General features: G+C 61.2%; 16 protein-coding genes. 4 read left to right on the top strand and 12 right to left on the bottom strand.

Annotated features, from left to right (window positions below; genetic code table 11):
• On the bottom strand, window positions 1-532 hold a 532-nt coding region (locus tag VF631_RS00195), incomplete at its 3' end, for a hypothetical protein (protein WP_431848239.1).
• A 208-nt stretch (window positions 533-740) separates the two neighbouring features.
• Here VF631_RS00195 and VF631_RS00190 point away from each other — a divergent pair.
• Genes VF631_RS00190 through VF631_RS00175 form a run of 4 tightly spaced genes read left to right on the top strand, consistent with a single transcriptional unit; the run spans window position 741 to window position 4338 of the window.
• Window positions 741-1448 (top strand): methyltransferase domain-containing protein, encoded by a 708-nt coding sequence (locus VF631_RS00190; protein WP_431848238.1) that lies wholly within the window; start codon window positions 741-743, stop codon window positions 1446-1448.
• 33 nt (window positions 1449-1481) lie between these two features.
• Window positions 1482-2525 (top strand): dehydrogenase, encoded by a 1044-nt coding sequence (locus tag VF631_RS00185; protein WP_431848237.1) that lies wholly within the window; start codon window positions 1482-1484, stop codon window positions 2523-2525.
• Entirely contained in the window at window positions 2513-3112 is a 600-nt protein-coding gene (locus tag VF631_RS00180) for a D-sedoheptulose 7-phosphate isomerase (protein WP_431848236.1), read from the top strand. Before VF631_RS00185 ends, VF631_RS00180 begins: the two co-directional genes overlap by 13 nt.
• Window positions 3109-4338, top strand: a complete 1230-nt coding sequence (locus VF631_RS00175; protein ID WP_431848235.1) for an HAD-IIIA family hydrolase — start codon at window positions 3109-3111, stop codon at window positions 4336-4338. The genes VF631_RS00180 and VF631_RS00175 overlap by 4 nt, the downstream gene beginning before the upstream one ends.
• Here VF631_RS00175 and VF631_RS00170 read toward each other — a convergent pair.
• The 11 genes from VF631_RS00170 to rfbA form a co-directional block, all read right to left on the bottom strand.
• A complete protein-coding gene (locus VF631_RS00170) occupies window positions 4335-5567 on the bottom strand; it encodes a glycosyltransferase family 4 protein (RefSeq protein WP_431848234.1) in 1233 nt (410 codons plus the stop codon). The two genes, VF631_RS00175 and VF631_RS00170, sit on opposite strands and share 4 nt — an antisense overlap.
• Window positions 5568-5652: 85 nt before the next feature.
• A complete protein-coding gene (locus VF631_RS00165) occupies window positions 5653-6540 on the bottom strand; it encodes an FkbM family methyltransferase (protein WP_431848233.1) in 888 nt (295 codons plus the stop codon).
• A 22-nt stretch (window positions 6541-6562) separates the two neighbouring features.
• The gene (locus VF631_RS00160; protein ID WP_431848232.1) at window positions 6563-7741 is read right to left on the bottom strand and encodes a glycosyltransferase; all 1179 of its coding nucleotides are present in this window, start codon (window positions 7739-7741) and stop codon (window positions 6563-6565) included.
• Between the two features lie 13 nt (window positions 7742-7754).
• The gene (locus VF631_RS00155) at window positions 7755-8729 is read right to left on the bottom strand and encodes a class I SAM-dependent methyltransferase (RefSeq protein ID WP_431848231.1); all 975 of its coding nucleotides are present in this window, start codon (window positions 8727-8729) and stop codon (window positions 7755-7757) included.
• Between the two features lie 6 nt (window positions 8730-8735).
• A complete protein-coding gene (locus tag VF631_RS00150; protein ID WP_431848230.1) occupies window positions 8736-9638 on the bottom strand; it encodes a glycosyltransferase in 903 nt (300 codons plus the stop codon).
• 11 nt (window positions 9639-9649) lie between these two features.
• Window positions 9650-10882, bottom strand: coding sequence for a glycosyltransferase (locus VF631_RS00145; RefSeq protein WP_431848229.1), 1233 nt, complete (start codon window positions 10880-10882; stop codon window positions 9650-9652).
• Window positions 10883-11137: 255 nt separating this feature from the next.
• Complete coding sequence (locus VF631_RS00140) at window positions 11138-12208, bottom strand: EpsG family protein (protein ID WP_431848228.1); 1071 nt, start codon at window positions 12206-12208, stop codon at window positions 11138-11140.
• Between the two features lie 58 nt (window positions 12209-12266).
• Window positions 12267-13220 (bottom strand): dTDP-4-dehydrorhamnose reductase, encoded by a 954-nt coding sequence (gene rfbD / locus VF631_RS00135; protein ID WP_431848227.1) that lies wholly within the window; start codon window positions 13218-13220, stop codon window positions 12267-12269.
• On the bottom strand, window positions 13178-14248 hold the full coding sequence (rfbB, locus tag VF631_RS00130; RefSeq protein ID WP_431848226.1) for a dTDP-glucose 4,6-dehydratase: 1071 nt from the start codon (window positions 14246-14248) through the stop codon (window positions 13178-13180). Before rfbB ends, rfbD begins: the two co-directional genes overlap by 43 nt.
• Entirely contained in the window at window positions 14245-14808 is a 564-nt protein-coding gene (rfbC, locus tag VF631_RS00125; RefSeq protein WP_431848225.1) for a dTDP-4-dehydrorhamnose 3,5-epimerase, read from the bottom strand. The genes rfbB and rfbC overlap by 4 nt, the downstream gene beginning before the upstream one ends.
• The gene (gene rfbA / locus VF631_RS00120) at window positions 14805-15683 is read right to left on the bottom strand and encodes a glucose-1-phosphate thymidylyltransferase RfbA (protein WP_431848224.1); all 879 of its coding nucleotides are present in this window, start codon (window positions 15681-15683) and stop codon (window positions 14805-14807) included. The genes rfbC and rfbA overlap by 4 nt, the downstream gene beginning before the upstream one ends.
• Between the last annotated feature and the right edge of the window lie 44 nt (window positions 15684-15727).

The raw sequence follows: 15727 nt of genomic DNA, 5'->3' as shown, positions 1-15727 counted from the left end.
GGGACGGATCAAGGGGCCCAAGCACGTAACCGGCAGCGACTACCAACGCGAGTAACAGAAAGCTCCGGATTGGATGCTGGTATAGCTGTGCCAGCACGAAATGGCCGCCGGCACGGAACACCATGCCTTGGGCCGTAAGGCGCGCGCTGGCGAACGCGATGGCGACGATGCTGAGCACATCCCAGGGCTGCGTCAGCCCGAACAAGCGGGACGCAGTGACGTAGGCCAAGATCAGGAAAACGGCTGCGGCCACATGCAGCGCACCCTGTACCTGAAGCACGTAGCGCGACAAGGCCCGCAGACCGTGCCCAGACGCAAATCGCTCCGGCGCGAGACGCACAACCGAAGCCTCAAGGCCGCCCGCACACACGATGGCCGTTATCATGGCCGTCGCAAGCGCAATCGAGTAGGTTCCGAACGCGCTCGCCCCAAGGTTGCGCGACAGGAAAAGGTTCGCGAGCACGCCGCCCGCCATGCCGCCCATGGACAGCAGCAGCGACACCCCGCCGCCGACGAGCAACCTCCTGAACATGAACCTGCTAACTCGATTTTGGTTTGCGGTCTGTTAGCGAATGGATGCCTGCGAGGCCAGCGCCTTGCCAGGATACCTGCTTCTTTGATAACGGCTGCCGCGAGCCAGCTTTGAGCGCTCGACCGTGGACGCTGGCGCCGGGTGTCGCGCTCCACTTTCCGGAGCTACGTCAAATATGCGGGAATGCAGCAAATCCATCGAACGACGCTTGTCCGATTCCAATTACATCAGGAAGTACTTCGTAGGTTCGGGCATCGACATTGGCGGGAAGCCCGACCCGCTGGCGCTCTACACGGAATTATTTCCGCTGATGGATTCGGTGCGGGTCTGGGATTGGGAAGACGGCGACGCTCAGTTCATGGCGGGTGTGGACGATCAAAGCTTTGATTTCGTCTTCGCCAGCCACTGCCTTGAGCATTTGGTCGACCCGCGGGAGGGGCTGCGCAACTGGATGCGCATCGTAAAGCCTGGCGGGCACCTCATCATCAACGTACCCGACGAAGACATGTACGAGCAGGGTATATTCCCTTCTACCTTCAACCGCGACCACAAGTGGACGTTCACCATCTTCAAGTCGCGCTCCTGGAGCGACCGCTCGATCAACCTCGCCGAGCTTGTGGCGGGGCTCGGCGAGGCGGCGGACGTGCGCAAGCTCGAGATGATCGATGCCGCATATCGGCATCAACTGCCGCGGTTCGACCAAACGCTGAGCCCGGTCGCCGAAGCCGCCATCGAACTTGTGATCCGCAGGCGACCGGCTGAGGAGATCGCGGCCGGCGGCCGGCTGCCGACGGGCAAGCAGCCGGATCCCAGCCTGCGGCTACACTTCAATCAATATCGCGCGGATCAGGCGACGTTGCGTGCTGCGAACGGTGACGCTCCGCCTTTCACCAATGATGGGGAGTTGAAGGCTTAATCCCTTGAGTGTGGGCTTTCTTCAAGGAACCGCATGATGAGAGCCGAAGCTAGGATTGTGCGGGCACGCGCCCCGCTTCGCCTGGGCCTTGCCGGCGGCGGGACCGACGTCGCGCCATATTGCGAGGAGCATGGCGGCGCGATCCTGAACATCACCATTCAGCGCTACGCTTATGCGTTCGTGACCGAGCGCAAGGACGACCAAGTCTGTTTCCGGTCCAGCGACCTTGATGTCACCGAACTGGAGGGCGCCTCTCCGCAGGTTGACGATAGCGGGCCTACGGCATTGTTGCGCGGGGTTTACAATCGGATAGTGCGCCAATTCCGGAATGGCTGTCCCTTGCCGGTCACCATCACAACTCAGGCCGACGCCCCTCCCGGTTCCGGCCTTGGCACCTCGTCAGCTATCGTGGTCGCGCTGGTGGACGCTTTTCGGGCGTTTCTCGAACTCCCGCTTAGTCCCTACGACGTTGCACGCCTCGCCTTCGAGATCGAGCGGCAGGACCTCGGGCTGGCCGGTGGTCGGCAGGATCAATACGCAGCGGCATTCGGCGGCGCCAACTTCATCGAGTTCCTGCCAGGCGAGCGCGTGATCGTGAACCCGCTTCGCCTCCGTCGCGGCGTCCTCGACGAGCTTGAAGCATCGATGGTCACCTGCTTCACCGGCCAGTCACGTCAGTCCAGCCGCATCATTGACGAGCAGGTCAGGCGCGTTACGTCCGGCCAGGACGACGTGGTAGCCGCGATGCATCAACTGAAAGCAGACGCGCTCGACATGAAGATTGCCCTGTTGCGGGGCGACATCGGCGGCATGGCGAACGTCCTGCGACGCTCCTGGGAGGCGAAGAAACGAACAGCGTCGGCGATCAGCAACGCTGATATCGATCAACTCTTCGAATTCGCGCTGGATCAGGGAGCGTTGGCGGGCAAGGTCTCGGGTGCGGGCGGCGGCGGGTTCGTGATGCTTCTCGCCACGCCCGAAGCTCGCCCTGCCTTGCTTCGGTCGCTGCGCGCGCGTGGGATGGCCGCGGAAGCCGTTCAGTTCACCGACAAAGGATGTGAAACGTGGACACCCTAGAATTGGAGCAAGAAACGGCTTTCCTGAACGAGAGCATTTCCACCCTGACAGCTGCCCGCAACAGCCCGGATTTCCTACAGTCCGTGCATGATATTGCCCGAGTGATCACCACCTGCTTTCGCGACGGGGGCAAGCTCCTGCTGGCGGGTAATGGCGGCAGCGCCGGAGACGCCCAGCATATCGCCGGCGAGTTCCTTTCGCGGCTGAATTTTGACCGAGCTCCCCTGCCGGCGATCGCGCTCACCACGGACACGTCCGTGCTGACCGCCATTGGAAACGATTACGGATACCAGGACGTGTTCAAGCGCCAGGTGTTGGGGCTGGGCCGACCCGGCGACGTTTTCATCGGTATTTCCACTTCCGGGCGATCGCCGAACGTGGTCGGCGCCATGCACGCCGCGCGCGAGTTGGGACTGATCACAGTGGGCTTCCTCGGCGAGGATCCGCGGGACATGGGCCCGCTATGTGATCTGATCCTCAAGGCACCTTCCGGCAGCACGCCGCTGATCCAGCAGATCCACATTGTAGCCGCGCACCTGATTTGCGGCCGGGTGGAACGGGACCTGTTCGAACCCGCCGCTCGATGACGGCGCCGCGTGTCGACCAGGCCGTCATACTCGTGGGCGGCCTGGGAACGCGCCTCGGCAACCTGACGGCGAACGCTCCCAAGCCGCTGCTGGAAATCGGCGGTCGTCCTTTTCTGGACTATTTGCTGTTCGAACTTGCCCGTCACGGCTGCCGCGAGGTGCTGCTGCTGGCGCAGTTCGAAGCCGATCAAGTCGCGGAATACGCCGCCCGAAGCGGGGTCGTAGCTCACTTCGGGCTGGACGTGGACGTGCTCGTGGAGCCGGAACGAGCCGGAACCGGTGGCGCGATCTGGCATGCGCGAGACCGACTCCGCGACCGCTTCTACCTGCTGAACGGCGATAGCTGGCTCCAGTGTAACATACTGGCCTTGCAGCATCTCGTCACTTCACCAGAAGCGGAGACGAACTGGGCTGCCGCACTGTCGTTGCGCCAAGTTCCCGACGTGCGTCGCTATGGCAAGGTGTCGCTGGCAGGCGCGCACGTGACGGAGTTCGGCGAAAAGGACCCCCACGGGCGCGAGGGGCTGATCAACGGCGGCATGGGCCTGCTTTCCCGCCGTATACTCGACGACCTCAAGCCGAATTGCTCCCTGGAGTTCGACGTCTTCCCACGCTTGGCAGAAACGGGCCGGCTGTACGGGATCGTGGTCTCCGAAGGCTACTTCGTCGACATCGGCACGCCCGATACGCTGGAAGATGCCCGACGCGACCTGCCCGAACAGTTTCGCCGTCCCGCTCTCTTCCTGGACAGGGACGGCGTGCTGAATGCGGACCACGGCTATGTCGGCTCGCCCGAGCGCTTCGAATGGCTGCCGGGGGCGCGGCAGGCGATCCGCCAGGCCAATGATCGCGGTTGGCTCGTCTTCGTTGTCTCCAATCAGGCTGGAGTCGCTCGCGGCTTTTATGGCGAGGAGCACGTGAAGGCTCTGCATGCTCACATGCAGACGGAACTCGCGCGCGAGGGAGCGCATGTGGACGATTTTCGCTATTGCCCGTTTCACCCGGACGGCTCGGTCGAGGCCTATGCGAGGGTATCCGACTGGCGAAAGCCTGCCCCTGGCATGATCGAGGACCTAATCAGGTCCTGGCCCGTAGACCGCGGCCGCTCGCTCTTGGTCGGGGATCAGCCGAGCGACATCGAGGCAGCCAGACGCGCCGACCTTCCTGGTCATCTTTACAACAGCCGCGAACCACTCGACGAGTTTATCAAGGCTCTGTTGCGCTAAGCGGCTCGGCCCCGTTTGCGGGCCAGAGTGTCGAGTACGATGTCCTCATAGCCGCGGGCATAATCGGCAATGAGCCGAGGGAGCTTGAGCTGTGCTCGCCTGCGCCGTTCCCCTTCGACCACCGGGGAATATGTCTCCGCCACGGTCGCCATGTGCCGGGCGAGTGTCACCGTGTCGTCGGGGTCGAAGAAGTGGCCATGCTCGGGCGCCTGCTCCCGAAAGACAGGAATATCAGACAGGATGATCGTCTTCCCGAGCATCCGCGCCTCAGCGACCGTTAGCCCCCAACCCTCGAAGCGCGACGCGCTCATCACCGCCACGCAATGCTGCATCAGCGTGACTGTATCGGGATACGGGATCAACCCGAGCACATGAAGCCGGTCAGCGACGCCCACGGCGTCGGCGTGCTGCATCAGCTCGTCGAAATGATTCGGCCGGCGCGGGTCATGGGTCTTGCCGGTTGAGACCACATGGGGACAGCGGCCCTCCCGCGAAAGGATCGCCATAGCTTCGACAATAGCGCCGTGATTTTTGTGTACCCAGAACTGGTTGGGTACGTAGAGGAAGTGTTCCGGTAATTTATACCGCTCGCGAACCTGGCCAAACTCCTCTTCGCTGCGTTGCCCAACCGGCTCCGACGGAATGATCGGTAGCGGCGCGGCTTTAGCCGTCGCTTCGGGAAAAAAGCGCCGGTAATCCTCGGCGACTGTGAAGCTTGGCATCATCACCGTGTCATATTGATTGAGGACCCGGCCGGTGCCGGCGTGCATCCGCTGGAAGGCAGCTTCGGGATAGAGTTTCTTCCAAGCGATATAGCCAAAATCGGCGATCTGCCCGATCGTCGGAGTCCGAGCGCGGCGGCCGAGAGAGTCGCAGTGGGAAAAGACCTCAACACCGTTGGCGCGCAGCCACCGGTCCATCAGGATGTCATTGCCCAGCAACCACTTATTTGCCCTCCGCACCAGATAGGTGCGATCGGCATGGTCCACGAGCCGCGTTCGCAACACCGGCGTCGCTGGAAGCTGGGAGAACAGCGACTCCGGCGTCCGCTGGCTTGCGATCAGAATAACCTCAATCCTGGGCTGCGGCAGAGACTTCAGGGCGTGAAGGAGGTTTCCAATCCCATTCACCCCGCCGATCCACAGATCATCAGCGAAAGAAAATTCGATACCGACGCGGACCATTCTGTTGATGCCCTTATCTGGAAGTATCCGCGCGACGCGCGTCACAGGCCTACTTAGGGGTCGAAATCGAGCCCGTTCTTTGCACAAGTGTCACTCAGGAGCAGCTATTTGCGGCTGAGCATGAGGCGTGTCAGGTCAGGAAGTCCTGAAGCCCGCTCCTCTCAAACTGCTCCTGCGTGCAAAGCAGGTTGTTCCAGTTATGCCCCCCCATGGGCAGGATCTTTTCACTGCGACGGAGTCCTGCCTGCTCGTCGATCCCAAACTTTAAATAGCTGAAGCGCTGGAGAATGTCGTCCAGCTGGGCGCCGACCGCATCGTCCAGAACTTCGATCAGCATCGCCGGCCTTGTTTTTTCGAAAATGCCGCTCATGCCTCTCAGCACCGCGGGCTCATGACCCTCCACATCGATCTTCAACAAGTCGGGAGTGGCCAACCCGGCCTCGGCGACGAACTCGTCAAGGCGAACCACGTCGACCAAGCTCTTGCTGACATTCTCCGGCACGAAGTCCGGCTCGAGAGACGCGGAATAGGAGTGCGTCCCGACTGAGTCGTAAATTGGGAGCACGCCCTGCCGATCCGAAACAGCCTTCCTTTCAAGCCTGATGCGAAAACGATTTAGCTCTATATTCTCGTTCAACCGGCCGTAGATGCGTTGAACCGGCTCAAACGAGACAACCTCCGCGGTCTTGTTCACGGACCGTGCCGTTAAGCTGTAAACTCCGGTATTCGCGCCGATGTCGACGATGCAGTTTGCGGTACGCGCCAAGCACGCCCAGATACGTAAGGATTGAGCTTCCCAGCTGTTGCCGAAGCCCGCCCAAAAGAGCTCATTCTCGACGATGAAGCCGTGGCTCATCAGCTTGAAGCTTGCCCCAGGCCCCACCTGCACGTCGAACTCGCCCCTGAAGCCCAGATGTCGATAGACGCTCTCCGGCAAAGAGACCCGGCTACGAATCATCTGGAATGCCCGCCGCTTCAAGGGGAGCGCATCGTAAATTTTATGTGCGATGGCTTTCAAGCTTAGCTCCTGCGAACAACTCTTATATGCTCTGGGCCTGTTGCGGTTGAGCACGATCACGCGCCGGATCGGTTTCGATCATCAGTTCCAGGTAGCGGTTCGATGTGGTGGCCTTGCCCGAGATCTCCTCGGCTCGGCCCTTCAAGGCATTTGCGGACGATGATTCTCCAAGAGCCTCCAGCATGGCGTCAGCCAGCGCCTGAACATCGCCGCATGGCACGAGCCGTCCAAAGCGACCACCATCAAGAATCTCGCGTGGGCCAGCTTCGCAGTCCGTGCTGACCACCGGTAGACCGCAATACATAGCCTCGACCAACACGTTGCCGAAGCCCTCATAATCTGAAGAAAGCACGAACAGCTGTGCGGAAGCATAGAAAGGCCAAGGGTCGGTATGAAAACCCGGCATCATGACGCGTTCGCTTATCCCGAGTTTAGCCGCTAGCTCCTCAAGATCCTCGCGCAGATCACCTTCGCCCAAAATCATCAAGCTCGCGGGCCGCTGCTGGTTGAGTAGCGCGATGGCCCGAATAAGAAGAGCGTGATTCTTCTGTGCCTTCAGCGTTCCCACCGTGATGATTCGGGCGCCTCCACCGGCCGGCCAGAGCGCCTCTACCTCCGCCGTAGCAACCGGCACCACGCCCGGAGCTTCGATCGGATTGTAGATGACCTGAAAAGCCGACCGGTCCATTCCCGAAAATCGAGCCATGTCCTCGGCCGCGTCTCGCGAAACCAGGATGCGAGCGTCAGCAAGTGGGTAGAACAGCCGAATCGTCCAGACCAGCAGTTGGAAGACTGCCCGGTTCGCCGCAGGGTAGTGCTTGGACAGCGCGGCATGATCACTGGTGACCATGCGCGCCTTGGATCGGGCAAGCCGGTGCGCGATGATGCCGATCACCGTCAATGGCCACATCGATACTTGAAGCGCATGCGGTCTCCGCGCGCGCAAGTACCGGATGAGCGGTGTGATCGCGGAGCGAATTCGGGCAGCCTTGAGATCCACGACGTGTACGGGAGCGGGCACCAGAGCCAATAACTCCCCTTTGGCTTCCATCAGCACCAAATCGACATCATGGCCAGCGGCCAGAAAGTCGCGGACGAGCTGGAGCGCCACTCGTTCCGCTCCTCCGCCGCGCATATCGGGCAGCAGAAAGGCGACGCGCCTGGATTGGCTCGCCGGCCACTGCTGGTCAGATTGCTTCATCAACAAGAAGCGTTCAGCCGCGTTTGACGCCGCGCACCACGGCCGACGTGGTGTCGCCCATCGTCATGAGGTCCGCATAGGTCACGCGCGCGCCGTTCCGTTCGAACATCTGGGCCACCGCGCGGACGCGCTGGGGATTGTCATATTCCGGCGAATATTGGTCGAAGGTGTCGAGCACGACCCATTCGCGCAGCTGCTCGGGCGTCAGGCCGCGGGGCAGTGTGCCTCGTATGTCGCAGATCGGCACGAAGCGGGTGAGCGCATGCAATCCCACTCCATCGAGCCGCTGGCTCAGGCGGATCAGGCGGTCGGCGTGGCGTTCGATGAGCCCGAGCAGCCTGTCGTGCGGCATGCGCTTGGTGATCGGCCGCAGCAAATATTTGGCGTGGAGCTTCGTCCAGAAGCCCTTGATCGGGTAGAAGTCGACGACGATCTCGCCGCCCGGCTTGGCCTTGGCGATCAGCGCCCGGACGGAAGCCTCGAAATCGGGCGTGTGCTGGAGAACGCCCATGCAGAACACCTTGTCGAACGCGCCGTCCGAGAACGGCAGCTCGTAGATGCTCGCCTGGAAAAGGCGAAGCCGGTCGCCGCCGATCTTGGCATTATTGGCAAGGTTCGCCTCGACTGCGCTCGAATAGTCAACCGACCAGAGCCGCGCCTGTGTTTGTTCCAGAACCACCCGGCTGAACCGGCCGGCGCCTGACCCGACTTCCAGCACATCCTGCCCGGCCATGGCTTCGGGGCTCCAGCCGGTCGCCTGGAAGAAGCGATCCTCGCTGAGCTTCAGCCCCTCTTCGGGCCTGTCCATCTGAGTGGCGGAAAAGGCGTTCCACTGCTTGCCGAAATTCTCGGTGTAATTGCTCGGCTCGCAAATGCGGGGAATGCCGTTCACAATCGGGAACACCTGGCCCTGCTCATCCTCCAGCAGGTTCCCAGCCGCCGGGCGAAGCTCCAGGCCTGAAGCCGGATTGATGATCGATATCGGCATCAGCTGTCAGGCGTTGAAATCTTGGCCGACCTGGCCTTTGAGGCCACGAAGGATTGCCTTGCGGACCAATTTGCTGCGACTTCCCACCGCAAAGGACAGGCCTTCCCTAATGCCATTGCGGGCCGTGACTCGGCCAAGCGCGGCGCCAATCGCCAGCAAGTTCCGCAAAGCGGGCCGGTTGAAGTAGCGGCGATTGATGATCATCGTATTCTTTATATAATAATAGACCTTCGCCTCGCTAAGCGGCCGCGCCGCCACGGCCGGATGGTAATGATGCGCGTCGAGGTGCGACAGGACCTTGCCGACCTTGCGCAGGCGCATCTGGTAATCGACCTCGTCGCCGAAGATGAAATATCCGGTTTCGACATTTCCGATTTTGCGAATAGCCTCAGCCGAGATCAGTGTGCCGTTGAAGAGGTGGGCAAAGCCGTAGGTCCCTTCGGACGCCCGCCCGCGAAGGGCAGTCAGATGGGTGATCTTGCGCGGCCATGTGAAAACCGCGGGAAGATTGTCCCGATCGAGCGCGGGCTGAGGAAAGACGAACTCGTCGGGATCGGTTTCGCTCAGCACCATCGATGAGATGCAAGCGACGTCGTCCGTCATCTTCTCGGTAAGTCGCTCGAGCGCCGTCGCAGCCGGGAAGCCGTCATCGTCCATCAGCCAGACCGCGTCATATCCCTGCTCCAACATGTAGGCGACTGCGCGGTTGAAGCCGCCTGCGCCCCCAAGATTGGCCTGAGTGATGAAGTCGATCCCTCGCCGGAGAAGCATCTCCTCCGTATCGTCCGTGCTGCTGTTGTTGATTACGACCAGCCCTTCAGGAGGGCGCGTCTGGGCGAGAATATGATCGATGCAGCGCTCCAGCAACTTGGAGCGATTGTAGGTGACGATCGCAGCGAGAACTTTCATGGCCATTTTGCTCAGGCAGCTTTGGATATCGGCGTTTCGGAGGACAGCGTCCGATAGATGCGGCCGTAGCGCTTCACCCCCTCTTCCAGCGAGAATCCGAAGCTCTCGCCCCGGATGCGGCCGCGCTGATCCGGTCCAAGCGCCAGCACCTGTTGAACGGCTGAGAGGAGGGTTCCCTCATCGAAGTCGGGCACCACAACCGACCCGTTGCGGCTGAACTCGATGATCTCGTCCATGTCTCCGACGCCGGCATTGGCAATCACCGGTACCCCGCATGCAAACAGCTCGGCCAGCTTGGTCGGCGAGCAGCCGGCCTTTGACTGAGTCGCCCGGATGAAGACCACGGACAGATTGGCCAGCCCGATATATTCGGGAACATGCGCGCGATCGACCGAAGCGAAGCGGATGGCATCCGCCGACACCCCAGCCGCTATGCGAGCCTGCTCAACATCGGCGGCGCTATTATTCGTCAGGAACAGGAATTTGGCATCGGGACGAAGCCGCTGCAGAGCCGCGAAAAGCTTGAACATCTCCGGCACGAGATAATCGTATCCGATGCTGCCGAGGTAGAGCAGGACGGGGCCAGCGCCCAGGTCGAGCTCGCGCCGACGCCTCTCGACCGCGGCCCGGTCAACCTTGTCCGGATCGAAATGGCTGAAATCTGCGCAGCACGGGATGATGTGGTAGCGGGAGCGATCACCACCCACGGCTTCGGGGTACCAGCTCGTCAGGATGTCCGCCGCCTTGTCGGTCAACGTCACGATCTCGTCCGCGGCGCCGAGATAATGCGGCTCGCGCCGCTTGAGATGTCGGTAGACGAACTTGAAGGGCTTCTTCTCCAACCCGACGTCAGCCCAGAAATCACGAAAGTCCACGAGCAGCTTGGCGCCGAATTCCCGCTTCAGGCGCACCGCCAGCTCGAGCGGCAGATAGGCGCGAACGTGGATCAAGCTCTGGCCCTCAGCTCGCATGACCGAGCGGGCGAGCTTGTACATGCGCCACAGCACCATGAATGAGGAGACGAGCGGCGGTCTGTTGGCATAGGGTACATGGGACCAACGGATACCCGCCGCTTCGAACAGCGCGCGATATTTGGCCATCAGCGCGGGCCGCCCAGGTTTCTCGGCGCTGACGATGTGGATCTTGTGCCCCTCCCGGCCCAGACCGAGCAGATACGGGGCGACCTGCGCTTGGCCGATATGATCGGTGATCCCGTCCTGGGTGAGATAGATTACATGCGCCATTTCGATACTCTGCGGGCTGCGATCGCAATAATGCCCGTGCTGAAAATTTCCTGTCGAGATTTCGCGCTGGTGTGGCCGGACGGCAGGTTTCCACTGCGTGGGAAACCCCTTTTAGTCAAGGCTGCCGGGGTGTCGCCTAAATCGCTCAGGAGCGCGTTCGACCGGCGGAGAAGTCCTGACTCTTGTTCCTCTCGGTGTCCGCGCGCATCTCCCTCCGATGGGCATTCACTGCTGAGCACGTCAACAACGCTGCATCTAAGCCACCGCGTCTTCCGTAAGGAGATACGCCTTGTACGGGATCCAGAACTGCGCATGCTTCGCATAGTTAAGCCAGACGAACTGCACCGCGGCCGAATAGGCGATTACGAGCAACGCAAGCTGGCCGTTGGCTCCCCCCTTGACCGGAAAGGCGTAGGCAAGGCGCGACAGCACAAAAAGCTGAAGCGGGATCAGGTAGAGCGCGACCCGATCGACCGCGGTTGACGATTCCAGCACAAACAGCAGCGCTAGGGAACCAAGGGCTGCATAGGAGAACATCCGCCAGAGTTTCTCCTCAGCGGGACTCAGCCCGAACCGCTTGCTGAAAAGCAGAAATACGAAGGCGGGAACTACATTCATGGCGATCCGGACACCGGCGCCTTCAGACTCATAGGCAGCCACCTCGTAATTCGAGATCAGGCGATCAACAGAGCTTTGCAAAAGCGCGTAATAGAGCACTATGCCGAGGAGCAAGATCAGAAGAGCGGCCGGGCCGCGTTTCTGAACGACGGAAAGCCCGACCAGAGGAAGAATCACGATTGCGCTCTTATGAAAGAGGGCCGCTAGGACGACGTAGAGCCCAAATCGAAAGATCGAATGCTTGTGGATAGTCGCCAATCCCGCGAGCAGAATGGCAATTGCAACCGCCTGCCTCGTATAACCCATCCCCACCACAATGACGAAATAAGGCACTGCGACAACAAGAACGAGCCAGGGATTGGGCTGTTGCCGCGCAAACTTAACTAAGCCCCAGGTGAACAGTACTGCGCAGGACAGGTTCACGAACCAAATGCCAGCCCCGATCTGCTGCGCAACCCAATTAAGAAGGGTGTAACCGGGATCCTGATAGAATAAGACGTCAGCGAGCTTGTTATGTCGGATTTCGTCGTAGATTTCGATATAGTTCAGCCAATCTCCGCCAACCTCGAAGCGCAAACCGATCATCAGAGCGACGAACAGGGCCGCTAACATCAGCAAGGGCCCGCCCTGGTAAGCGCGGTTAACGCGACGGCGGGATTCGAGCGCGCCGGCCGCGCAAAGGGAGAATAAAAGCCAATAGGGAAGCACGATCGCTCCGTTCCGGAATCTGGGCGGTGCTGCGCGCGAGGGCGCATTTGTTGTGTTCTTAGCGGCTTGTGCCTTCTCGGTCCAGATGGCGACGGGCAGCGATACCGGCGAGAACGGGCGGCAGGGCACGTTGCCAGCCGGGAGCTTCGAACTCGAACGCTGCTTTGAAGTCGGTGCTGTCCAATGCGGAGTGAAGGGGGCGCTTCGCCAACACCGGATAATCCGCGTTTGGAATCGGCGCAACGCGGGCTGTAGGCAGGCCAAGACGTGCCGCCTCGGCAAAGATGCCGCGCGCCAGCTCCGCCCAGCTAGCCACGTCGGCACCCGCCAAGTGCATCGTTCGCCCTAACCCGGCGTCCGATCCGCGGTCCCAGCTCGTTGCAACGGCCAGTAAGCCGTCGGCGAGGTCGATCACGGATGTGGGGGTTCCATACTGGTCGTCAACGACGCGCACCGAAGCTTGCTTCGCAGCGAGTTGAAGCATTGTGCTCACGAATCCGCCGCCAAATGGACCGTAAACCCACGACGTACGAACGATCAGGTGATCAGGTGCGGCCGCCCGCACCCGTTCCTCACCCTGCAGCTTCGATCGGCCATAAACGTTAAGCGGATCCGCCGAGTCCTCCGCGTGGTATGCCCGCCCAGCTCTCCCGTTGAACACGTAATCAGTTGAGACGTGGAGTATGCGCGCGGCCACGCGGCGAGCCGCCTCAGCCACCTCACCGGCTCCCTCTGCGTTCACCTGGAAGGCGCGTTCCGGCTCCTGCTCGGCCTTGTCTACCGCGGTATAGGCTGAAGCGTTGATCACTACGTCCGCACCCGCTTGACGGATTGCGGCAGCAGCGCTGCCCGGTCGCTCCAAGTCCAGCTCCGGCCGGCCAAGTGCGACCACCTGAAGGCCCCGCTGGGAAGCACCCCGTTCGGCCAAACTTCGAGCGAGCTGACCGCTCCGACCGACGATGACAAGCTTCACTCGCTGATGCCCAGACGGACCCCCGCATGGCGCTCGCATCGCAACGGACCCCACCACCACTCGTTTGCGAGATACCAGGCGATCGTCTCCCTAATCCCGCTTTCGAACGTACCGCTGGCACTCCACCCCAGCTCCCGTTCGATTTTACACGGATCGATCGCGTAGCGCCGGTCGTGTCCAGGCCGGTCTGCAACAAAGCTGATCAGGTCGCGCCGGCTACCAAGGCCTTGCCGCGGCCGCTTCTCGTCAAGGATATCACAAATTGTCCGCACCACTGCGAGATTGCTGCGCTCGGCTCGTCCCCCGATATTGTAACTCTCCCCAATCTGGCCGCGCATCAGTACCAGCTCCAGCGCTTGTGCATGATCTTCGACGCAGAGCCAGTCACGAACGTTCGCGCCATTGCCGTAAACCGGCAGCGCCTGCTCTTCGAGGGCGTTCAGGATAATCAACGGAATCAGCTTGTCAGGAAATTGGTAAGGTCCGTAACTGTTGGAGGAATTGGATATAACCACGGGGAGACCATAGGTCTGGTGCCATGCGCGGGCGAGGTGATCCGACGCCGCTTTGGACGCGGAATATGGTGAGGAGGGCGCGTAAGGCGACGCTTCCGTGAAGGCGCCGGATTCGAATGGGAGGTCGCCGTACACTTCGTCCGTCGACACATGGTGGAATCGGAAGCTTGCCTGGTTCGCCCCACCCAACTCACGCCAATAAGCGAGGGCTGCGTCGAGAAGGCTGAAGGTGCCGACCACATTGGTTTGCAGAAACACAGCTGGGCCGTCGATAGAACGATCAACGTGTGTTTCGGCGGCAAGATGCATGACGCGCCCGACCCGCTCCGTTCGCAGGATGTCGAGCATTCCGTTTCGATCGCAGATGTCGCCTTTGTAAAAGCGGTAGTTCGGGTTGACGTTGCAGTCCCGGACTGAATCAAGGTTGCCGGCATATGTCAGCTTATCGACGTTTACGACGCGGTAGCCGTTTCGGATGAGGTGCCTGCAAACCGCGCTTCCGATGAAGCCCGCACCCCCAGTGACCATAACCGTCAGCTTGGTTTCGCTCATTGCCAAGACGCCGGCAGTTCGGCATCTCCAAACAGCGGAGCGTCGCTGTCCTTACTGGAAAGGACGAGTTCGTCCCGACCGATCGGCCAATCGATCCCGATCGCCGGATCATCGAAGCGGATGGAGCGCTCCAGATCTGGCCGATAGGGCGCCGACACCTTGTACTGCACCTCGCTGCCATCCTCCAGCGTAACGAAGCCGTGCGCGAATCCGGCGGGGATGAATACCTGATTCCAATTCTGGGCGGACAGTATCAGACCGGTCCACCGTCCAAAGGTCGGCGAACCGAGCCGCAGGTCGACGGCCACATCGAATACGGAGCCGCGGCTGGCCCTGACCAGTCTTGCCTGTGCGGCCGGCGGCAGTTGGTAGTGCAACCCGCGCAGCACCCCAGAGCGGGATGAATAAGAGTGGTTGTCCTGCACCCAATCGACATGAACTCCTGCCGCGGCGAACAAAGAGCCGCTCCACGTTTCGGAGAAGAAGCCGCGCTCATCCCAATGGCGTTCCGGCCTGATTTCCAGGACGCTCGGCAAAGTAAGCCCGCGCACCTCGATCATCGCCCAATCTCTCGGGTTCGGCGGCGCAGGTAATCAGAATATTGCGTGTCGCCGAGGCTGTCGGCCCGGCGGAGGAGGTCGCCCGGCACCAGCCAGCCCTGCTCAAGTCCGATCTCTTCGAGGCACATGATCTTGAGCCCCTGCCGGTGCTCGATCGTTCGTACAAAGGACGACGCATCGTGAAGGCTGTCGTGAGTGCCGGTGTCGAGCCAGGTATAGCCTGAGCCAAGGCGGCAGACGTGAAGGTCGCCGCGGTCAAGATATGCGCTGTTGACGTCGGTGATTTCCAGCTCCCCTCGTGACGAGGGACGAACCGACGCTGCTATGTCGAGCACGTCGTTATCGTAGAAATAGAGGCCGGTCACCGCCCAGTTTGACTTAGGCCGGCGTGGCTTTTCCTCAATCGCAAGTGCTCGGCCTGTGTCGCAGTCGAATGAGATGACGCCGTAACGGCTCGGATCTTCGATGGGATAGGCGAAGACCGTGGCGCCGACGTTTCGTTCTGCCGCTTGCCTGCACAATTCGGGCAGCCCGGCACCGTAGAAGATATTGTCGCCTAGAATCAGCACGACCGAACTCTTCCCCACATGGTCGCGCCCGATCAGGAAGGCCTCGGCCAGACCCCCGGGGCGCGGCTGCTCGGCGTAGCTCAGCGTGATGCCGAAGAACGAGCCATCGCCGAGCAGAAGCTTGAAGCGTGGCAGGTCTGAGGGCGTGGAAATGACCAGGATCTCCCTGATGCCGGCCTGCATCAGTACGCCAAGAGGGTAGTAGATCATCGGCTTGTCATAGACCGGGAGCAATTGCTTCGAGATGGCGAGTGTGGCCGGGTACAGCCGACTCCCGTTACCGCCGGCCAAGATAATGCCTTTCATGTGCCGTCCCTTACGCCGCACCTAAGCCCGCGCTCGCCACGAGC

The organism is Allosphingosinicella sp., assembly GCF_036387615.1.
Taxonomy (GTDB): Bacteria; Pseudomonadota; Alphaproteobacteria; order Sphingomonadales; family Sphingomonadaceae; genus Allosphingosinicella.
Note: the sequence above shows the minus strand (reverse complement) of the source record. Positions and strands in the feature narration are given on the sequence as shown.